At 71.1% G+C, this 20507-nt stretch carries 18 protein-coding genes and 1 riboswitch; of the genes, 10 read left to right on the top strand and 8 right to left on the bottom strand.

Features of this window, described 5'->3' with window-relative positions; translation table 11 throughout:
- Window positions 1-36 precede the first annotated feature (36 nt).
- The 4 genes from C3V38_RS10405 to C3V38_RS10390 all read right to left on the bottom strand — a co-directional run bounded on the left by C3V38_RS10405 (window position 37) and on the right by C3V38_RS10390 (window position 4350).
- Window positions 37-708 carry a hypothetical protein gene (locus C3V38_RS10405; protein WP_061914017.1) on the bottom strand — a complete coding sequence of 224 codons (672 nt, stop codon included), beginning with the start codon at window positions 706-708 and terminating at the stop codon, window positions 37-39.
- A 77-nt stretch (window positions 709-785) separates the two neighbouring features.
- Window positions 786-1979 (bottom strand): MFS transporter, encoded by a 1194-nt coding sequence (locus tag C3V38_RS10400; RefSeq protein ID WP_371412151.1) that lies wholly within the window; start codon window positions 1977-1979, stop codon window positions 786-788.
- Between the two features lie 159 nt (window positions 1980-2138).
- Window positions 2139-3011 carry a bile acid:sodium symporter family protein gene (locus tag C3V38_RS10395; RefSeq protein ID WP_070721570.1) on the bottom strand — a complete coding sequence of 291 codons (873 nt, stop codon included), beginning with the start codon at window positions 3009-3011 and terminating at the stop codon, window positions 2139-2141.
- 115 nt (window positions 3012-3126) lie between these two features.
- Complete coding sequence (locus C3V38_RS10390) at window positions 3127-4350, bottom strand: NADP-dependent isocitrate dehydrogenase (protein WP_070721572.1); 1224 nt, start codon at window positions 4348-4350, stop codon at window positions 3127-3129.
- Window positions 4351-4509: 159 nt separating this feature from the next.
- Window positions 4510-4626: riboswitch (SAM riboswitch) on the top strand.
- A gap of 54 nt (window positions 4627-4680) precedes the next feature.
- Here C3V38_RS10390 and C3V38_RS10385 point away from each other — a divergent pair.
- The 4 genes from C3V38_RS10385 to C3V38_RS10370 all read left to right on the top strand — a co-directional run bounded on the left by C3V38_RS10385 (window position 4681) and on the right by C3V38_RS10370 (window position 8925).
- Window positions 4681-6015 carry an O-acetylhomoserine aminocarboxypropyltransferase/cysteine synthase family protein gene (locus tag C3V38_RS10385; RefSeq protein WP_063935667.1) on the top strand — a complete coding sequence of 445 codons (1335 nt, stop codon included), beginning with the start codon at window positions 4681-4683 and terminating at the stop codon, window positions 6013-6015.
- Window positions 6016-6024: 9 nt separating this feature from the next.
- Entirely contained in the window at window positions 6025-7194 is a 1170-nt protein-coding gene (locus C3V38_RS10380; RefSeq protein WP_061914009.1) for a homoserine O-acetyltransferase, read from the top strand.
- Window positions 7191-7664 carry a hypothetical protein gene (locus C3V38_RS10375; RefSeq protein WP_061914007.1) on the top strand — a complete coding sequence of 158 codons (474 nt, stop codon included), beginning with the start codon at window positions 7191-7193 and terminating at the stop codon, window positions 7662-7664. The genes C3V38_RS10380 and C3V38_RS10375 overlap by 4 nt, the downstream gene beginning before the upstream one ends.
- Window positions 7665-7995: 331 nt before the next feature.
- Window positions 7996-8925, top strand: coding sequence for a type IV toxin-antitoxin system AbiEi family antitoxin domain-containing protein (locus C3V38_RS10370; protein WP_070721574.1), 930 nt, complete (start codon window positions 7996-7998; stop codon window positions 8923-8925).
- Between the two features lie 351 nt (window positions 8926-9276).
- On the opposite strand, the gene C3V38_RS10365 is transcribed toward C3V38_RS10370, so the two are convergent.
- Together C3V38_RS10365 and C3V38_RS10360 are read right to left on the bottom strand one after the other, a co-directional pair.
- On the bottom strand, window positions 9277-9630 hold the full coding sequence (locus tag C3V38_RS10365; protein ID WP_174705780.1) for a DUF3017 domain-containing protein: 354 nt from the start codon (window positions 9628-9630) through the stop codon (window positions 9277-9279).
- Window positions 9631-9638: 8 nt separating this feature from the next.
- A complete protein-coding gene (locus C3V38_RS10360; RefSeq protein ID WP_106386457.1) occupies window positions 9639-10496 on the bottom strand; it encodes a bifunctional methylenetetrahydrofolate dehydrogenase/methenyltetrahydrofolate cyclohydrolase in 858 nt (285 codons plus the stop codon).
- Window positions 10497-10556: 60 nt separating this feature from the next.
- On the opposite strand from C3V38_RS10360, the gene C3V38_RS10355 reads away from it, so the two are divergent.
- From C3V38_RS10355 to C3V38_RS10335, 5 genes are read left to right on the top strand one after another with little or no spacing between them, the layout of a single operon-like run.
- Entirely contained in the window at window positions 10557-11048 is a 492-nt protein-coding gene (locus C3V38_RS10355) for a tRNA (cytidine(34)-2'-O)-methyltransferase (RefSeq protein WP_070721881.1), read from the top strand.
- A 14-nt stretch (window positions 11049-11062) separates the two neighbouring features.
- Window positions 11063-12034, top strand: a complete 972-nt coding sequence (locus C3V38_RS10350) for a metal ABC transporter solute-binding protein, Zn/Mn family (RefSeq protein WP_246830969.1) — start codon at window positions 11063-11065, stop codon at window positions 12032-12034.
- Entirely contained in the window at window positions 12031-12849 is an 819-nt protein-coding gene (locus C3V38_RS10345; RefSeq protein ID WP_061914001.1) for a metal ABC transporter ATP-binding protein, read from the top strand. Before C3V38_RS10350 ends, C3V38_RS10345 begins: the two co-directional genes overlap by 4 nt.
- Entirely contained in the window at window positions 12846-13715 is an 870-nt protein-coding gene (locus C3V38_RS10340) for a metal ABC transporter permease (protein WP_083324409.1), read from the top strand. Before C3V38_RS10345 ends, C3V38_RS10340 begins: the two co-directional genes overlap by 4 nt.
- Window positions 13712-14398 carry a metal-dependent transcriptional regulator gene (locus tag C3V38_RS10335; RefSeq protein ID WP_061913999.1) on the top strand — a complete coding sequence of 229 codons (687 nt, stop codon included), beginning with the start codon at window positions 13712-13714 and terminating at the stop codon, window positions 14396-14398. Before C3V38_RS10340 ends, C3V38_RS10335 begins: the two co-directional genes overlap by 4 nt.
- Window positions 14399-14576: 178 nt before the next feature.
- On the opposite strand, the gene C3V38_RS10330 is transcribed toward C3V38_RS10335, so the two are convergent.
- Complete coding sequence (locus tag C3V38_RS10330) at window positions 14577-15968, bottom strand: FAD-binding oxidoreductase (protein ID WP_061913997.1); 1392 nt, start codon at window positions 15966-15968, stop codon at window positions 14577-14579.
- 109 nt (window positions 15969-16077) lie between these two features.
- Here C3V38_RS10330 and C3V38_RS10325 point away from each other — a divergent pair, with 109 nt between their 5' ends.
- Window positions 16078-17109, top strand: a complete 1032-nt coding sequence (locus C3V38_RS10325) for a hypothetical protein (RefSeq protein ID WP_061913995.1) — start codon at window positions 16078-16080, stop codon at window positions 17107-17109.
- A gap of 41 nt (window positions 17110-17150) precedes the next feature.
- Here C3V38_RS10325 and C3V38_RS10320 read toward each other — a convergent pair whose 3' ends face one another.
- Window positions 17151-20474 (bottom strand): error-prone DNA polymerase, encoded by a 3324-nt coding sequence (locus C3V38_RS10320; RefSeq protein ID WP_174705779.1) that lies wholly within the window; start codon window positions 20472-20474, stop codon window positions 17151-17153.
- Window positions 20475-20507: the final 33 nt, after the last annotated feature.

Here is a 20507-nt window from a genome sequence, read left to right as displayed (position 1 = left end):
CCGGCGCGTACCCGGGCGAGGGCCAGCCTGGATCCATCAGCCTTCTCCTGCGGCGTGGATCTCGAAGTCGACGTCGTCGAACGCGGAGACATCGGTCGCCCTCACTTCCATGGCCGAGAACTGCATGGGGGTATCGATGATTGCACGGTCGCCCCACCGGGTCACCTTGCCACCCTCGATATCCAGCGGGAGCGACACCTCAGCAACGCTCGCCTGCGTCCCGATGTCGTGCCGGTACAGAAGCATCCACGTCTGACACGCACCCGCTCCGTCTCGGTTCGACTCCACGTCTATGTCCAGAGCCAGTTGGATCTGCTGATGCCGCCCGGGATCGTTCGATCGGACGTGTTCTTCCACAGCACGCCCCTTCGGGTTGGACGTCGACGGAATCGCCTCGGGGTCACCGGTACCCGAGTCGCCGCTCGCCACGATGAGGCGCACACGCCCGTCCGGCGACACGATCGTGGGCAGATTCTGCTTGTCCGCCAGCTTCCAGCCGTCGGTCGCCAGGTGGCGCCGGATCGACGCGACCGTCCCTGCCCAAGCGTAGAAACCCGGAGCGATCTTCGGCGCCGCGGGATCGAGGGCGAGCCCTTCGGCGAGACCGTCTCGAACCGCCTCGACTACAGCTCGCTCCGAGATTCCCAGGCGTCCGAGGATCTCCTTCGACGCCGGACGCCCGGGCGTGGCTTGCGCTGCATTCCCCATGGTCAGCCTCTCGGTGTGGTGACGAAAGCCGGTTGTCCCGGCCGCGTGCCCGCACCTTCTCAGACGGCTACGACATTTCAGGGCGCCGCGGTTTCTCCCTTGCGCACCGACCGCACGGCCACGACGAGGATCGCCAGCCCGAGCGCCGCCAGCGCGGCACCGGCGAGGGCGGGCGAGGTGTAACCCCACCCGAACGCGATCACGACCCCGCCGAGCCAGGCGCCGAGCGCGTTGGCGGCATTGAGTGCCGAGTGGTTGAGCGCGGCGGCCAGCGTCTGCCCGCGGCCGGCGTGCCGCATGAGCCTCGACTGCAGCCCGGGCACGAGCGCCGAGCCCGTGGTCCCCACGAGGAACAGACCGATCACCGCGGTCACGGGGTGATGCGCGGCGAGCGCGAACCCCGCCAGTACGAGCGTCATCACTGCGGCGATGCCGACGAGGCCCCGGTCGAGGTCGCGGTCGGCGACGATCCCGCCCACGATGTTGCCGGCCACCATGCCCAGCCCGTAGACGGCCAGGACGGCGGGCATCCACGCGCGGTCGATCCCGGCGACGTCGACCATCGTCCACTGGATATAGGTGTAGATCGCGAACATCCCGCCGAAGCCCACGCAGCCCACTGCGAGCGTGGCGAGGATCTGTGGCCGCGCCAGGGCGGCCAGCTCCTCGCGGGCGCGCACGACCACCGTGCCGGTGGGTTCGGGGACGACGACGAGGATGGCCGCCACGGTCAGTGCGCCGATCACCCCGACCGCGAGGAAGGCCGACTGCCACCCGATCGACTCCCCGAGCCAGGTCGCGGCCGGGACACCGATCACGTTCGCGACCGACAGGCCCAGCAGCACCTGGGACACGGCCCGCGCCTGTCTGCCCGGCCCAGCGAGGGACGCCGCGACCAGCGAGGCGACCCCGAAGTACGCGCCGTGCGGGATGCCGGCGACGAAGCGGGCCGCCACCAGCAGTTCCGCGGTCGGCGCGAAGGCCGCCGCCACGTTGCCGACGGTGAACAGGGCCATGAGCACCAGCAGCAGCGTGCGTCGGCGCCACCGCGACGTCCACACGGTGAGCAGCGGTGCGCCCACCACCACGCCGAGCGCGTAGGCGGTGATGACGTTGCCGGCCTGTGGCTCGGTGAGCCCGAACCCGTCCGCGATCGAGCGCAGCAGACCCATCGCGGCGAACTCGGTGACGCCGATGCCGAACCCGCCCAGCGCGAGCGCGAGAATCGCCGCCGTCACCCTCCGGCGGGTGGGCGCGGGCGCCGCCGTCACCCTCCGGCGGGTGGGCGAGGGCGCCGCGGTGGCAGACGCGGGACCTGCGGCGCCGGGCTGGACGGACAGGTCTGCGCCGGGTTCGGCGGCGGGGTCGGGGCGCGTGGTCACCGGAGCAGGCTACGCCGACCGACCGGGTGGTCTCGCCGCATCACCCTCTCAGGGGGCGGTACGCATGAGGCGCCGCCCGGCGAAGACCACGAGGAACGATGTGACGTACATGACGATGCTGTAGACGGCGGCGGCGAGACCGACCTCCTCGTCGCCGATCACCGTGAAGGCGATGAGCATCGTCAGGGTCGTGTTCTTGATGCCGAACTCCACCGCGACGGCGATCTGCTCGGCGCGGCCCAGTCGGCACACCCACGCGAGGAGTCCGCCGAGGACGATGAACGCGATGTTGAGGACGATCACCGCCGGGCCCACGGTGGCGACCAGGTCGACGATCCGGTCCCGCTCCCCCAGCATGATGCCCACGATCAGCGCCACCAGCACGACGAGACCCACCACCCCTACGAACCGCTCGATGCGCGCGGCCAGCGACGGGGCCTTCGCCCGTAGCACCATGCCGATCGCCACCGGGATGAGGATGACACCCAGCAGCAATCCGAAGGTCTGGGCCAGCGGGACGCTCACCTCAGAGTCCGCCGCGCCCGGGATGAACCGGACGCCGAGGTCGAACCACAGCGGCAGGGTGAGGATGACCGCCACGGACGTGATCGCGGTGAGGATCACCGATAGTGCCACGTTCCCGCGGGCCAGGTAGGTGATGAGGTTGGACGTGGCCCCGCCGGGCGTCGCCGCCACCAAGACCACCCCGAGCGCGAGCATCGGCGTGAGGTCGAAGAGGAGGGCGACCCCGACGCCCACCAGCGGCACCAGGACGAGTTGGCCGACCAGGCCGACGATCGTGGCCCGCGGCGATCGAGCCTGGACCGCGAAGTCCTCCCGCGTCAGACTCAGACCGATCCCGACCATGATGATGGCCAGGGCGATCGGCAGACCGACGTCGATCAGGGGGCTCTGGTCCACGGAAACTCCTGGGGCCAAGGGGCAGGGACGGCCACACTGTGAAGTGGACCACTGTCCGGTTGACCGTAGCCCATCCCGCCGCGGGCGGTGGACCCGCGCGTCGATTCAGCCTGGATCAGGAGCCGGCGCGGGTGCGCTTTAGGTTCTCGTCCAGCGCGGCGAGAAAATCCTCGGTATTGAGGTACCCCTGGTCGTCTCCGACGAGCACGGCGAGGTCCTTGGTCATCTGACCACCCTCGACGGTGTTGATCACGACGTCCTCGAGCTGGTGGGCGAACTCGATCACCTCGGGGGTGTTGTCGAGCTTGCCGCGGTGCTCGAGGCCGCGGGTCCACGCGAAGATCGAGGCGATCGGATTGGTGGAGGTCGGCTCGCCCTGTTGATGCCGGCGGAAGTGGCGGGTCACGGTGCCGTGGGCGGCCTCGGCCTCGCAGGTTTTCCCGTCCGGGGTGAGCAGGACCGAGGTCATCAGGCCGAGTGAGCCGAAGCCCTGTGCCACGGTGTCGGACTGAACGTCGCCGTCGTAGTTCTTACACGCCCATACGTAGCCGCCCTCCCACTTCAGCGAGGACGCCACCATGTCGTCGATGAGCCGGTGCTCGTAGGTCAGGCCCGCCTCCTCGAACTTCTCCTTGAACTCGCGGTCGAAGACGTCCTGGAAGATGTCCTTGAAGGCGCCGTCGTAGGCCTTGAGGATGGTGTTCTTGGTGGACAGGTACACCGGGTAGCCGCGGTCCAGGCCGTAGTTGAACGAGGCGCGCGCGAAGTCCTCGATGGACTTGTTGAAGTTGTACATACCCATCACCACGCCGCCCTCCTCGGGCAGGTCCACCACCTCGTGCTCGATCGGCTCGGACCCGTCGGCCGGCGTGAAGGTGATGGTGACCTTGCCCGCCCCCGGGGCCTTGAAGTCGGTGGCGCGGTACTGGTCCCCGAAGGCGTGACGGCCGACGATGATCGGTTTGGTCCAGCCCGGCACGAGACGGGGGACGTTGGAGATGATGATCGGGGCGCGGAAGATGGTACCGCCGAGGATGTTGCGGATCGTGCCGTTCGGCGAGCGGTACATGCGCTTGAGCCCGAACTCCTCCACGCGGGCCTCGTCGGGCGTGATGGTCGCGCACTTGACGCCGACGCCGTGCTTCTTGATCGCGTTGGCCGCGTCGACGGTGATCTGGTCGTCGGTGGCGTCACGACTGTAGATCCCGAGGTCGTAGTACTCGAGGTTCACGTCCAGGTAGGGATGGATCAGTTCGTCTTTGATGAACTTCCAGATGATGCGCGTCATCTCGTCGCCGTCGAGTTCGACGACCGTCCCCTCGACCTTGATCTTCGACATCGGTCCCTCTTTCCCCGCCCGGACCTCGTGAGACCGGCGCTGTCGGTGAACATCGTGACGTGCGTCTCATGTTACTGATCCGGGACACCCGGAGGGTCCGCAGGGGCGAGGTGGCCCCTCGTTGCAGCCGCGGAGAGGCTTAGGCTAGCCTGACCCCCAGGTCATGAGTTCCAGCGCGAAGCCCCGGCTCGCTGGACGGCAACCCTCCACCGCGGTGGGGTGCCCCGGGAGACGACCTGGCCACCACCCGACCGGGTGGACGGGCAAGCGCGGGTCCGCTGTCTGACGAAGCGGCCGGACCCTTCTGACGAAAGGAGGGGCTCCGCCCCTATGACCTACGACAACAGCAACCCTGACTGGGCCTTCGAGACCCGCCAGATCCATGCCGGGCAGCCCGTCGACTCCGACACCGGCGCCAGGAACCTGCCGATCTACCAGACCACCTCGTACGTCTTCGCCGACGCCAAGCAGGCGGCCGACCGGTTCGCCCTCGCAGAGATGGGCCCCATCTACACCCGTATCACCAACCCGACGGTGGCGGCGGTCGAGGACCGCATCGCCTCTCTGGAGGGCGGCGTCGCGGGTCTGCTGTTCGCGTCCGGTCAGGCGGCCGAGACCGCCGCCATCCAGGCCATCGCCCAGTCCGGCGGCCACGTCGTGTCCTCCCCGCGCCTCTACGGCGGCACGGACACCCTGCTGCGGCACACCCTGCCCAAGTACGGCATCGAGACCACTTTCGTCGAGAACCCGGACGACCCCGCCTCGTGGCAGGCGGCGGTGCGCCCCAACACCAAGCTGTTCTTCGCGGAGTCCATCTCGAACCCGCTCAACGACATCCTCGACATCCCGGCGATCGCCGAGGTGGCGCACGACAACCAGGTGCCGTTGGTCATCGACAACACGGTGGCGACCCCCTACCTGATCCGTCCGCTCGAGCTGGGAGCCGACGTCGTGGTGGCCTCGGCGACCAAGTACCTCGGTGGCCACGGCTCGTCCCTGGGTGGAGTGCTCGTGGACGGCGGCAAGTTCGACTGGCGTGTGCAGCGAAACGGTGAGGACGTCTTCCCGTCCTTCACGACCCCCGACCCGGCGTACCACGGGCTGGTCTACGCCGACCTCGGAGCGCCCGCGCTCGCGCTCAAGGCCCGCGTCACCCTCCTGCGGGACACCGGTGCGGCCGCGTCCCCGTTCAACGCGTGGACCCTCGCCCAGGGCATCGACACCCTGAGCCTGCGGATCGAGCGCCACGTGTCCAACGCGCAGCGCATCGCCGAGTGGCTCGAGGCCCGCGAGGACGTCGCCAAGGTGCAGTACGCCGGCCTCGCGTCGTCGCCGTACAACGAGCTGCAGAAGAAGATCTCCCCGAAGGGCGCCGGCGCGATCGTGACGTTCGACATCGTCGTCCCCGACGGCGCGTCGGACGAGGAGGTCAAGCAGCGCGCGTGGACGTTCATCGACGCCCTCAAGCTGCACTCGTGCCTGGTGAACATCGGCGACGTGCGGTCGCTGGTGTCCCACCCGGCCACGACGACCCACTCACAGGGCACCCCCGAGGCCAACGCGATCGCGGGTGTCACGTGGGCGACCATCCGCCTCTCGGTGGGCATCGAGTCCGTCGAGGACCTCATCGCCGACCTCGAGCTCGGTTTCGCCGCGATCTCCTGACCCGATCCCATGGTCAGCTCTTCCGATCCGCTCGCGCTGTTGCCCCCGGGTGACGGCACCCTCGGCCATGTCGCCATCGGCGACATCACATTAGTCACCGGTGTCGTCCTCCCGGGGGTGACGCTCGCCGTCCAGCGATGGGGGCGGATCGCAGAGGACCGCTCTAACGTCGTGCTGGTCGAGCACGCGCTCACCGGTGACTCGCACGTCGTGGGACCGGTCGACTCGCTGCACCCCACCCCGGGATGGTGGAACGGGCTCGTCGGGCCCGGTCTGCCGCTGGACACCGATCGCTACTGCGTACTGTCGGTCAACGTCCTGGGTGGCTGCCGGGGGTCGACCGGCCCCAGTTCGCTACACCCCGACGGCCACTACTGGGGAGCCCGGTTCCCCGCCGTCTCGGTGCGGGACATGGTCGAGTCCGAGCGCGTTCTGGCCGATCTGCTGGGCATCGAGCGCTGGGCCGCCGTGATCGGCGGATCCATGGGCGGGGCCCGCGCCCTGGAGTGGATGGTCTCCCACCCGGACCGCGTCCGCGCCGCGTGCGTACTGGCGGTCGGCGCCCGGGCGTCGGCCGATCAGATCGGTATCCAGACCGCGCAGATCATGGCCGTCACCTCAGACCCGCACTGGCAGCAGGGCGGGTACCACGGCACCGGGCGCACACCCGTGACAGGACTCGGCATCGCCCGCCGCATCGCCCACCTGTCCTACCGGGGCGAGGTGGAGCTGGACGAGCGCTTCGCCAACCGTCCCCAGCCCGGGGAGGATCCCCGCGGCGAGGACCTGTCCATGTCGGGCCGCTTCGCCGTGCAGTCGTACCTCGACCACCAGGCCGGCAAGCTCGTCTCCCGCTTCGACGCCTGCACGTACGTGCTGCTCACGGACGCGTTGAACCGTCATGACGTGGGCCTCGAGCGCGGCGGCGTCGAGGAGGCACTGCGCTCGTGTCCGGTTCCCTGCGTCATCGGCGGCGTCACCACCGACCGGCTCTATCCGCTGCGTCAGCAGGAGGAGCTCGCCGCTCTCCTCCCCGGGGCGGACCCGCTGGTCGTCATCGACAGTCCCGCCGGACACGACGGGTTCCTCACCGAGGCGGACGTGGTCGGCCCGATGCTCGCGCGCACCCTGGAACTCGCCGAGCAGGGAACCGCCGAGAAGACGCGGGGGCACGCGTGACTGGCCCGGACCACCACGATCACCCGCATCACGCCTCCGAACGGGACCAGACCCCCCGCCCCGCCGCGATGCTGCTGACCGGACTGGCGGCCGGCCTGGGGATCATCGGCGTGGCCATCGGTTTCGCCACCGTGCTCGGCCTGGCCGCCACCGCGAGCGGAGGCAGCGGTACCGCCGGATTCGGGCCCCTGTTCGTCTCAGCCGTCTCCTCGCTGGTCCTGGGGCTGCTGCTTCTCGTCGGCGCGGTCCTGCTGTGGCGGGCGCACCGTGCGTCGCTGGTGGTGATCAGCGCCGGCGTGGGCCTGCTGACGCTCAGCTCACTCGCCCGGACGGTGCTGGACAGCCTCACGTTCATCTCGGTGGTCGGCACCGTGTTCTCGTTGCTCGCCCTGGTCGCAATGGGATCTCTCATCGCGTCGGACGGGGTTCGCGATCATGTCCGCGAGGGCGTCCCCCTCCGGCTCCGCTGACCCACTCCCCCGCCGACGCGGTCCCCCGGCGAGCCGCACAACTCACCTACGCGCTTCGTGCCGTCAGGTCGCAACGCCGCCCATCGGATCGAGCGCCGCCCAAGGGAACCCCTAGGCGGCGCGCATCCCGATAGGTGACCTGCGATGCAATGACGTGCCGTCGTGCGAGATCGTCCATCCATGACCCGCGCGCGGCACGATGCGTGCTGCTCAGCCCGGGAAGTCCAGCACGCGTACACGTCCGTCCGCAGGCCCGGCGCTCTCCACAGCTAGGCCGCGTAAGGCGGTGCTGAGCCGATTTCCCGGTGTCTGGGCCCAGATGATCGGGCCCATGAACACACCAGACGACCTGATCTCCCTGCTGGTCACCTCCGATCAGCTACTCGCCCGCGGAATCACGAGTCAGAGCATCAACCGCGCGGTGAAGTCCGGCGATCTGATCCGACTCAGGCCCGGGTTCTACGTCGAAGGGCGAGCGCGTGACCTCGGAAGGCGCGAGCGCCACCTCTTGTCGATTCTGGCCGCGGACGCCGCACTCGACGCGCCGGTCTTCTCCCACTCATCCGCGGCCCTCCTCCACGGGCTTCCGGACTGGGGTCTTCCGCTGCGCAGGGTCGCGGTGTGCGAGGACGGCCCGACGCCGCGGTCCCGCACAACCAGTCTGACGACCTTCCGCACCGCGCCCGGCCTGTCCGATGAGGTGATGACGGTCAATGGATTGCGGGTCACCACCCCGGCACGAACGGTCACCGACATCGCGATCTCGACGCCCAGAGACGCTTCCGTGGCGGTCGCCGACGCGGCGTTGTACGGGGAGATCGTCACCAGGGACGCGCTCGACGAGTCTCTGCGCAGATCCGCGGGTCGTCGCGGGATCAGACGTGCACGGCAGTCGCTGAGTGTCGTCGACGGGAGGAGCAAGAGCGTGGCAGAGAGCCTCAGCCGGCTGACCTTCCACGACTTCGGCCTACCGGAGCCCGAGCCTCAGGTGGACGTCTTCACCTCTCGAGGCGTTCGGGTCGCCCGTGTGGACTTCTTGTGGCGGGAGTACGGCGTGATCGGAGAGTGCGACGGTTTCGGCAAGTACTTCGACGGGCTGAGCCCCGGAGAGGCACGGCGCCGCCTGGGTATGGAGAAGGACCGCGACGCCGAACTGATGGCCCTCGGTTATCGGGTCCTCCACTGGCGGTGGCGCGATCTGCACGAACCGCATGTGCTGGCTGCGCGGATCAAGCGTGTGCTCTTCGCAGCCGCTGCGTGATCGAGGCCGATCCGGCGGACCCGCCAGCGGCTGTGGCCCGGGCCCTCCCAACCGGGTGCAACCACCGGGCAGAAGCCGCCGGGCGCACCCCCAGAGCTAGCGCCGCCTATCCGACTATGCGCCGCCTACGGGGCCCCATAGGTGGCGCGCGGTCGGATAGGTGGCGCGCGATTCGATAGGTGTCGCCGACGTCAGCGGAGCGGCGACCGCGCGCGGAGGCTGCCGCGAGCCCAGCAACCGCACCGAGCGCCACAGCACGGCCAAGCGCGGAGGCTGCGGCGAGCCCGGCAACCGCGCCGGACACCGCAACCCCGCGGGGCATAGCACCCCCGCCGTGCACGACCCGGAGGATCAGCCGGTACCGAGCGAGTCGACGGACGTGGCCAGCCACAGGATGACGGCCCCGATCCCGACGTAGAACGCCACGTCGAACTTCTTGCCGCGTACCCCGAGCAGCCGCGCCCGCTCGTCCGGGAGCACCGCGCGCAGGGTCGCCGCCGCCAGCGCAACCAGCCCCAGCAGAAACGCGCCCCTGCGCCAGCGTTCGAGGATGACGAAGCCCAGCGCAACGACGACCCCCGCCAGCACGAGCGCGAGCGGCCACTGCGCACGCACCTGCGCCCACGTCAGGCGCGCGGGGCGCGTCCGGCGGGGCCGGGCGTCGGTGGCCCGGTGCCGGGCGCGGTCGGGAGCGGGGTGTGTCACGGGAGCCGTCAGGTGTCGGCGTCGAGCCGCTCGCAGCGCTCGACCACGTTGCTCAGCAGGAACGCGCGGGTGAGCGGGCCGACGCCGCCCGGGTTGGGCGAGATCGCCCCGGCGACCTCCCACACGTCCGGGTGCACGTCACCGGCCAGCTTGCCGTCGAGGCGGGAGACCCCCACGTCCAGCACCGCGGCGCCGGGCTTGACCATGTCCGGGGTGAGCATGTGAGCCACGCCCGCGGCGGCGACGATGACGTCAGCTCGCCGGGTCTCCGCCGCCAGGTCACGCGTGCCGGTGTGGCACAGGGTCACGGTGGCGTTCTCGCTACGCCGCGTGAGCATGAGACCGATCGGGCGACCGACGGTGACGCCGCGGCCGACCACCACGACGTGTGCGCCATCGAGCTCCACCCCGAACCGGCGCAGCAGGTGGATGCACCCGTTGGGGGTGCACGGCAGCGGGGCGGGCTCGCCCAGCACGAGCTTGCCGAGGTTGACGGGGTGCAGTCCGTCGGCATCCTTGGCCGGGTCGATGCGCTCGAGGATCGCGTTCTCGTCGAGGTGCTTGGGCAGCGGCAGCTGCACGATGTACCCGGTGCACGCGGGATCATCGTTGAGCTCGTCGATCACGGCCTCGAGTTCGGCCTGGCTGGTGTCGGCGGGCAGATCGCGTCGGATGGAGGCAATGCCGACCTGCTCGCAGTCGCGGTGCTTCATCTTGACGTAGGAGTGGCTGCCGGGATCGTCCCCCACCAGGACCGTGCCGAGCCCCGGGGTGATCCCCTTCTCCCGCAGCGCGGACACGCGCCGGGTGAGGTCGGCGACGATCTCGTCGCGGGTGAGTTTGCCGTCCAGCTTGATCGCGGTCACGCGCACCAGTATCCCACTCCGGGGCGCGCCCGTTGTCGGGGCGCTGCGAGAATGGCCCCCATGACCGGTGTGGGTGTGCGTGTGTTGTTCGACCGTCCGTGTATCCCACCCAACACCGGCAACGCGATCCGCATGGCCGCCGGCGCGGGGTGCGAGCTACACCTGGCGGGCCCGCTGGGTTTCGACCTGTCGGAGCCGCACCTGCGGCGGGCCGGGCTGGACTATCACGACCTGGCGCACGTCGAGGTCCACGAGGACCTCGAGGCGGCGTACGCCCGGCTCCTGCCGGCACGGGTGTGGGCCTTCTCCGCCCGGGCCGACCTCGCGCTGCCGCAGGTACGGTTCGCCCCCGGTGACGTCCTGCTCTTCGGCCCCGAGCCCACCGGCCTGGCCGAGGACGTCCTCGCCGATCCGCGCGTGACGGCGCGGGTGCGGATACCGATGCTGCCCGGGCGGCGGTCGATGAACCTGTCCAACGCCGCCGCGGTGGCGGTCTACGAGGCATGGCGCCAGCAGGACTACCGGGGCGGTATGGATTTTCCGGCCGATTGATTTAAAGTTTCGGTATGACGAAACTCGGAGGCGCTGCCACCCGTAGCGCCGCCCCTCGTCGGGCAGCCGCAACAGCGCTCACCACTGCGCTCGCGCTGCTGTCCGGGTGCGCGGTCGGCGTCACCGGGCCGGCGGACGTCGACGACCGCCAGAGGTCCGACGCGTCCGGGGACCGGGTGGTGGTGGCGACGACGTTCACGATCCTGGCCGACATGGTCGGACGCGTCGGCGGCGACCGCGTGGTGGTCGAGTCCGTCACCACGCCGGGCGCCGACGTGCACCAGTACGAGCCGACCGTAGAGGACCTCAAGCGGGTCGAGGGCGCGGACCTCGTGGTGAGCAACGGGCTGGGGATGGACGACTGGCTCCTGCGGTTCATCGACGGGACCGACGCCGCCCACCTCGTCACCACGGACGGGGTCGAGCCCCTGCCCATCCGGGCGGGCAACTACACCGGCCGGCCCAATCCCCACGCGTGGATGTCGCCGGTCGAGGGCGCACGCTACGTCCGCGCGATCGCCGACGCCCTCGCCGCCCTCGATCCGGACGGTGCGGCGGAGTACCGCGCCCGCGCCGAGGACTACGTCGCCGACCTGGAGGCGATGGCGGTCCGCGCCCGCGAGGCGGTGGCATCGGTGCCCGAGGACCGCCGCGTGCTCGTCACCTGCGAGGGTGCGTTCTCCTACCTGGCCCGCGACCTCGGGCTGGAGGAGCTGTACCTGTGGCCGGTCAACAGCGAGAACCAGGGCCTGCCCCGGCAGGTCACCGCGTTGATCGACCGGATCCGCGAGCGGGAGATCCCCGCCGTGTTCTGCGAGTCGACGGTCTCCGACGCCGCCATGGAGCAGGTCGCCGCCGAGACCGGCAGCCGCCTGGCGGGCCTGCTGTACGTCGACTCCCTTTCCGGCCCCACCGGGCCCGTGCCCACCTATCTCGACCTCCTCGACCACGACCTCGAGACCATCACCCGGGAGCTGACCTCATGACCGATCGGCCACTGCCCTTCTCCCCGGACACCGGCCCGCCCGCCGTCGTCGTCTCCGACCTCACCGTCGACCGGGGACAGGTCCGGGCCCTCGACGCGGTCTCGCTGTCCGCGCCGCGGGGGGAGATCACCGTCCTGCTCGGCCCCAACGGCTCCGGCAAGTCGACTCTCCTGCAGGCGCTGCTCGGCCTGGTCACCCCCACGGCGGGCTCCGTCCGCCTCCTCGGCACGTCCGTCCGCGGCGCGCTGCGCAGCGGACGAGTCGCGGCGGTGCCGCAGGCCGACGGCATCGACGAGCATTTCCCCGTCACGGCCGCCGAGGTCGTCATGCAGGGCCGTCGGCACTTCACCGGGCCGTGGCGTCGGCCGTCGGGACGGGACCGCGCCGCCGTGGCGGACGCCCTCGAGAGGGTGGGCCTGTCCGGGCTCGCGGCGCGTCGCATCGGCGAGCTCTCGGGCGGCCAGCGTCGCCGGGTCATGTTGGCGCGCTGCCTGGCCCAGGAAGCCGACCTGCTCCTGCTCGACGAGCCGTTCAACGGGATGGACGCCGGCAGCGAGGAGGTCTACATCGACGTCCTGCGCGAGCTCACCGCCGGCGGCCGCACCGCGCTGGTCTCCACCCACCACCTGGGCACGGTCGAGCGGCTCGCCGATTCGGTGGCCCTGCTCAACGGCCGCCTGGTCGCCCACGGCCCGGTCGCCGAGACCACGACGCCGCATGTCCTGTCGACCCTGCTCGGGGCCCGCCTCCCCGGGGCCGCCGACTCCGCCCGGGGCGCCGCCGCGTCCCCTGTCACCGATCGGGCCGTCTCGTGATCGAACTCCTCACCGAACCGATGTCGTACGAGTTCATGCGCCGCGCGCTGCTCGTGGTGACGGCCTCCGGGGTCGCCGGCGCACTGCTGAGCTGCTGGCTGGTCCACATGGGCTGGTCGCTCATGGGCGACGCCGTGTCGCACGCGGTCCTGCCGGGAGTGGTGATCGCGGCGCTGACCGGCATCCCGTTCGCGGTCGGCGCCCTCGTCGCCGCCCTCGTCGCCGTGTGGCTGATCGGCGCGGTCCGCGAGAGCGGGACGGTGCGGCCGGACGCCGCGATGGGCATCGTGTTCACGGCCCTGTTCTCGTTCGGTCTCGTGCTGATCGCCCGGTTCCCCACCCAGCAGGACCTGCACTCGATCCTGTTCGGTTCCGTGCTCGGCGTCCGCGACTCCGACCTCGTGCAGGTGCTCGTCGTGGCCGCCTTCACGGTGATCGTGCTGCTGACGTTCCGGCGCGACCTGATCCTGCTGGCGTTCGACCGGCTCCACGCCCACACCCTGGGGCTGCGCACCCGGGCGCTCACCGCCCTGCTGCTGGCGACGCTGGCCACCGCGACGGTCGCCGGGGTGCAGTCCGTGGGTGTGATCCTGGTCGTGGCGACGCTCATCATCCCGGGCGCGACCGCCCAGTTGGTGGCGGACACGATGCGGGGGACGATGATCCTCGCCGTCGTCGTCGCCCTGATCGGCGGTGTCACCGGCCTGTACCTCGGCTACTACGCCGACCTCCCGCCCGGTCCGGTCGTGGTCCTCACCCAGGCGGTCATCTTCGCGACGGCGCAGTTGCTCGCGCCCAGGCGCGGGGTGATCCCGCGGGCGGTGGCGAGCGCCCGCGGGCGACGATCGGGGATGATGGTCACATGACCGTCGACCCGCCGAGAGCCCTCGCCGACCTCACCCCGACGATCCAGGCCTACCTCATGGCCGTGCACGCGCTCGGCGCCGGCGGCGACCCGGTGACCTCGAGCGCGCTGGCCGAGCGTCTCGGCGCGTCGCCCTCATCCGTGAGCGAGGGCGTCCGCAAGCTGGTCACGATGGGCCTGGCCGAGCACCGGCCGTACGCGCCGGTGGTGCTCACGGAGGCGGGTCGGTCGTTCGCGGTGGCGATGGTGCGGCGGCACCGGATCATCGAGACCTTCCTCTCCCGGTGCCTGGAGTACCCGTGGGACGAGGTGCACGCCGAGGCCGACGCGCTGGAGCACGTGGTCTCGGACCGGTTCGTCGACGCCCTCGACGTGTTCCTCGACCACCCGCGCCGCGATCCCCACGGTGATCCCATCCCCACCCGCGACGGCCACCTCGACCCGCTCGGCGACACCCCGTTGGATCATGTCGACGAGGGTTCTACGGGTGTGGTGACGCGGGTCTCCGACCGTGACAACGCCGTCCTGCGCCACCTCGCCGAGATCGGCCTGCGCCCCGATTCGCCCGTGGAGGTGGTCTCCCGGCAGGTCGAGTTGGGGATCATCTCGGTGTCGTTGGCGGGCCGGGTCGTGCAGGTGGGCACGCCGGTGGCCGCGGCGGTGCGGGTCCGCGTCGACGACTGACGTCGGGCACCCCGTTCGGCGAGCGGGGCGACGACGACGAGGGCCGCGTCCGCCCCGCTCCCCCGCGGTCACTCGCAGAATCGGTCGGTGACCATGAGGTGGGTGCTCGTCGGCCGGGCGCGACCGCGCATCGGGGAAATCCCCGGGATCCGGCCTGATTCCGGCCCGGTGACGGCCGCTACAGCATCGTGCCGGGGTTGAGGATCCCCTGCGGGTCGAGCGCGTTCTTGATGCGCCGGGTCAGGGCCATGACGTCATCGCCCAGCTGCGCGGGCAGCCAGGGAGCCTTGAGGCGTCCGACGCCGTGCTCCCCCGTGATCGTCCCGCCCATCCCGATCGCGAGGTCCATCACCTCGCCGAACGCGAGGCGGGCCCGGTCGGCGCGGTCCGGGTCGTCGTCGGTGAGGACGATGATGGGGTGGGTGTTCCCGTCACCGGCGTGGGCGACGAGGGCGATCGGGACGTCTCGGCGCGCGGAGATCTCCTCGATTCCCGCGACGAGCCGGGGCAGCGAGGGCAGCGGCACGCCGACGTCCTCGAGGAGCAGGGTCCCGACCTTGCCCAGGCTCGTGAACGCGGCCCGGCGCGCCATGGTGAACTGTTCGCCCTCGTCGGGGTCGTCGGTGGCGAAGACCTCGGTGGCGCCGTGGGTGCGGAAGGCCTCGGCCATGAACTCGGTCTCGTCCGCGCGGTCGGGCCCGGTCAGGTCGGACTGCGCGAGAAGCATCGCGCCGGCGTCGGTGTCGAGGCCCATCCGCAGGTCCGCCTCGACGGCGCGGATGCTGACGGTGTCCATGAACTCGAGCATCGCGGGGCGGATTCGGCGGGTGATGGCCAGGACCGCCTCGCTGCAGGCGACGACGTCGGGGAAGATCCCCACCACCGTCGACCGCGGTGGCTGGGCGGGGATCAGCCGCAGGATGATCTCGGTGACGACACCCAACGTCCCCTCGCTGCCGACGAACAGCTTCGTCAGGCTCAGCCCGGCGGTGTCCTTGAGCCGCGGTCCGCCGAGTCGGACGGCGGTGCCGTCTGCCAGGACGACCGTCATCCCGAGGACGTAGTCGGTGGTGACGCCGTACTTCACGCAGCACAGTCCGCCGGCGTTGGTCGCTATGTTGCCGCCGATCGAGCAGATCTCGTAGGAGGACGGGTCCGGCGGGTACCAGAGGCCGTGTTCGGCGACGGCCTGCTTGACCTCGGCGTTGTACAACCCCGGCTGGACGGTGGCCGTACGGGTGACAGGGTCGACGTGGAGGTCGCGCATGAGTTCCGTGGACAGGACTATCCCGCCGTCCACTGCGGTGGCGCCGCCGGACAGCCCGGATCCCGCGCCGCGCGGGACGACCGGGACGGAGTGGGTGCTCGCCCAGCGCATGACCTCCTGGACGTCCTCGGTGGTGCGTGCGCGCACCACGGCGAGGGGCGTACCGGGGTCGGGGGCCTTGGCCCAGTCCTGCCGGTAGCTCTGCAGGACGTCGGGGTCGGTGATGAGGTGTGAGTGGTCGAGACGGGTACGGAGGTCGTCGAGTGCCGCGGCGGGATGACGGTCGGCGGAGGGGACGCTCATGCCCCGAAGGTACGGCGTCGCCCCACCTGCCGCCGCGGTATCCGCGCATGGTCCGCGCCCTCCACCCCCCGGTTCTTCGCGCGTGGGCGGCCGGGGGCATAGTGTCCTGGTGACCGAGACCTCCGGAGCAGGACGAGGACCTGCGGCGTCCGCTGTTCCCGGCCCGGGGCCGGCGTGGTTCGGCGCGGTGATGGGAACCGGTGGCCTGGCCACGCTTCTGCAGACGCACTCGGTGCGGGTGCCCGGTTTCTCCCCGGCAGCGGTGATCATGCTTGTCGCGGGATGGGTCCTCTTGGTCGGGCTGGGCGCGGGGTTCGCCAGGTCGGTGGCGCGCGATCCGGACATGTGGACGTCGTCTGTGCGGGACGCGGCGATGCTCCCGCTGTGGGGCATGGTCTCGATGGGACTGCTCGCGGTGGGGTCCGCCTCGTTCGTCGTGGTGGACGCCCATGCGCCGACGCTGGCGTGGATCGCCTTCGGCGTGGATGTGGCGTTGTGGGCCGCGGGCACGGTGCTCGGCCTGGCCACGGCGGTGGGGTTCGCGGTGTGGCTGTTCGCTACGCGACCCGACCATCCGCTCCCCACGTGGGCGTTGCCGATGGTGCCGCCGATGGTCTCGGCGACGGCGGGTGGCGTGATCGCCCGGCAGTTCGAGTCGGATGTCGCCAGGGTCCTGTTGTCGGCGGCGTGCGTGTTCTGCTTCGTGCTGGCCCTGGCGCTGGGGAGCGCGGTGATCGTGATGGCGTACCACCATGCGTGGTTCCGCACGCCGGTGCCGGTGGTGCTGTCGACCTCGACGTGGATTCCGCTGGGGATCGTGGGACAGTCCACGGCGGCGGCCCAGGTGCTCTCGGGTCCGGCACTGGCGGGTGTGGCCCGGGTGTACGGGGCCACCGTGCTGGTCGCCGGTGCGGGACTTGGCGCGTTCGCGGTTCTGACGACGGTGCGGGGATTCCTGGCCCGGATGCCGTTCACCCCGGGGTGGTGGGCGATGACCTATCCGTTGTCGACCTGCGGCCTGGGCGCTCATTACCTCGGATGGCATGCGGCGAGCCTGCTGACGGTGGCGGTGCTCATCGTCATCTGGGTGGTGTGTGCGGTCGCCAGCGTCCGCGCGATCGCCTCGGTGCGGGCCGCCTGACACCGCCCCTCGGCGGGCCCCTCTGTCGCCGCCCCGGGTGGTCACCGGAAGTCCCTGCTGCGTCCGATGGCCATGCCCAGGTGGAGTCGTTCGATCTTGTCCGCCACCACGCTGACCGCGCCCGAGCGGTTCTCCACGGTGCCGCGAACGATGAGCGCCGGGGCCGATGAGACGATCGGCCGGTAGCGCGCCCACAGCCCGACCGAGCAGACGATGTTGGTCATGCCGGTCTCATCCTCGAGGCTGAGGAAGGTCACGCCCTCCGCGGTGGCGGGCCGCTGTCGGTGGGTGACCGCCCCGGCGACCCGGATGCGGCTGCCGTCGGGGACGTGCGCGAGTCCGGCGGTGGTGCACACCCCCTGGGAGTCGAGCCACGGCCGGGCGTGGACGGTCGGGTACTCCTCCGGGCTGATGCCGGTGGCGGCGAGGTCCGCGGAGGTCAGTTCGAGGAGGCTCATCCCGGGGAGGGCGGGAGCGTCGACCTGGCTGAGCCCGGGCAGCATGCCGGGCTTCTCACGGGCCGCGGTGGCCGCCGACCACAGGGCCGCCCGGCGTCCTCCCGTGCCGAGCGAGTCGAGCGCACCGGCGGTGGCCAGTGCCTCCATCTGCCGGACGGACAGTCCGGTGCGCCCGGCGAGGTCGGCCGCGGAGGTGTAGGGGCCGTGACTGTCGCGCTCGTCGGCGATCGCGGTGGCCAGGTCCTCCCCGATCGCCCGCACGGACTCCAGGCCGAGGCGAACCTCGGTGCCGTCGTTCTCGCATGTGGCGCCGCCGAGCGAGCGGTTGACGCACGGCCGGTGCACGGTGACGCCGTGTCTGCGGGCGTCGGCCACCAGCGACTGGGGTGAGTAGAAGCCCATGGGCTGGCTGCGCAGCAGGGCGGCGCAGAAGATCGCCGGGTGGTGGCATTTGAACCACGCGGAGTAGTAGACGATCGCGGCGAAGGACTGGGAGTGGCTCTCGGGGAAGCCATAGTTGGCGAAGGCGCACATCTTCTCCCAGATCCGCTCCCCCACCTCCGGGCCGGTGTACGGGGTCCCCGGCGGGCTGGTGCCGATGCCGTGCAGTTCGCGCATGCCCGCGAAGAACCGCTCCTTCAGCCGCGCCATCCGTTCCGGTGACCGCTTGGCCCCCATCGCCCGGCGCAGCTGGTCGGCCTCCGCGCCGGTGAAGCCGGCGATCACCGTGGCGATCTGCATGAGCTGCTCCTGGAACAGCGGGATCCCCAACGTCCGTCCCAGTACCTCTTCCAGGGCGGGATGATCGAACTCCACCTTCTCCCGCCCGTTGCGTCGGCGGATGTAGGGGTGGACGGAACCGCCCTGGATGGGGCCCGGGCGGATGAGGGCGACCTCCACCACGAGGTCGTAGAACGTCCGCGGTCGCAGCCGGGGCAGGGTGGCCATCTGGGCCCGGGACTCCACCTGGAACACGCCCACGGAGTCGCCGCGGCACAGCATCTCGTAGACCTGTGGGTCCGCGAGATCGAGCTTGGCCAGGTCCACGTCGAGGTCCTTGTGTTCGGCCGCCAGGTCGATGGCGTGGTGGAGTGCGGTGAGCATGCCCAGACCCAGCATGTCGAACTTGACCAGTCCGACCGCCGCGCAGTCGTCCTTGTCCCACTGCAGCACCGTCCGGCCCGGCATCCGCGCCCATTCGACGGGCACCACGTCGGCCACCGGGCGGTCACAGATCACCATGCCGCCGGAGTGGATGCCCAGGTGTCGGGGCAGGCCGACGAGCTGTCGTGCCAGCGCGAGCACGTCGGGCGGGACGGTGTGCTCGGTGGCCTCCCGCTCGTGGTTCTTCAGCCCCGACCACCGGTCGACGCTCTTGGACCAGGCGTCCTGCTGTCCCGGGGAGTACCCGAGCGCCCGGACCACGTCCCGCACCGCCGAGCGTCCTCGGTAGGTGATGACGTTGGCCACCTGGGCGGCGTAGTCCCGGCCGTACCGGGAGTAGACGTACTGGATGGCCTCCTCCCGACGACCGGACTCGATGTCCACGTCGATGTCGGGCGGGCCGTCGCGCTCGGGCGCCAGGAACCGCTCGAAGAGGAGTTGGGCGCGCACCGGGTCGACGTTGGTGATGCCCAGGGAGTAGCAGACCGCCGAGTTGGCGGCCGAGCCCCGGCCCTGGCAGAGGATGCCCTCGCGGCGGCAGAACTCGACGATGTCGTGGACCACGAGGAAGTACCCGGGGAAACCCAGCTCGGCGATCACCTTCAGCTCGCGGTCGATCTGCGCGTACGCCTCCGGCATCTCCTCGCGGGTGCCGTAGCGGCGGGCGGCACCGGCGTAGGCGAGCTCGGCGAGCATGGTGTCCTCGGTGTGTCCCTCGGGGACATCGAACGGCGGCAGCTGCGGAGCGATGAGTCGCAGGTCGAACGCGCACTCCCGACCCAGCCTGTCGGCCCCGGCGACGGCGTCGGGCCACCGGTCGAACAGGTCGGCCATCTCCTCTCCCGAGCGCAGGTGGGCACCGCCCGCCGCGGGCAGGTGCGCGGCGTGGGTCTCGAGCGCGTCACGCGCGCCGAGGGCCGCCATGACCGAGGCCAGCCGCGCGCCCTCGGGCCCCGCGCAGTGGGCGGCGGTCGTGGCCACGACGGGGAGTCCCGCCCGGGCCGCGAGTCCGGCCAGCGCGTCGCACCGCTCGGTGTCCTCGGGCACTCCATGGCAGGTGAGTTCCACGACCACCCGGTCCCGCCCGAACAGCTCGACCAGCTGTTCCAGGGCCGTGCGGGCCGCCTCGGTGTCGAAATCGGGGGCTCCGGTGCCGCCGCGTTCCAGCGCACGACGGACGCGGCCGCGTCGGCATCCGGTGAGCACGTACCAGTGGCCCCCGGCCGCCTCCGCGAGCTCCGCGATCTCGTACCGCGGCTCGCCCTTGGCCCCGCCCCGCAGGTGGGCGCGGGCGATCGCGCGGGACAGCCGGCGGTATCCCTCCTGCCCCCTGGCGAGAACGAGCAGGTGCTCGCCACCCGGCAGGGACAGCTCCGCCCCGAACACCGTGGCCAGGCCCAGCTCGGAGGCGGCCTCGGCGAAACGTACGACCCCGTACAGGCCGTCGTGGTCGGTGATCGCGAGGGCCGTGAGCCCCAGCTCGGCCGCCGCCTCCGCCATCGCCTCGGGCGAGGACGCACCGTCGAGGAAGCTGAACGCCGTGTGGGCGTGCAACTCCGCGTACGGCACGCGTCCCTGGACGCGCGGCCGCTGTGGGGGCGTGTAGTCACCCCGCGTGCGCGACCATGCGGGGGCGTCGCTGCCGTCGCCGGGATGGGGGTTCTCCGGCCTGCGCGGGTTCGGCCGCCCGGACAGCACCCGTTCGAGCTCTCCCCAGCTCCTGGGCCCGTGGTACCAGTTCACCGGGGCTCACCCGCCCGGTGCCGGTGGGTGCGG

It is taken from the genome of Dietzia sp. oral taxon 368, from assembly GCF_002999155.1.
In the GTDB taxonomy this organism is placed as follows: Bacteria; Actinomycetota; Actinomycetes; order Mycobacteriales; family Mycobacteriaceae; genus Dietzia; species Dietzia cinnamea.
This window is presented reverse-complemented; position numbering and strand designations above follow the sequence as displayed.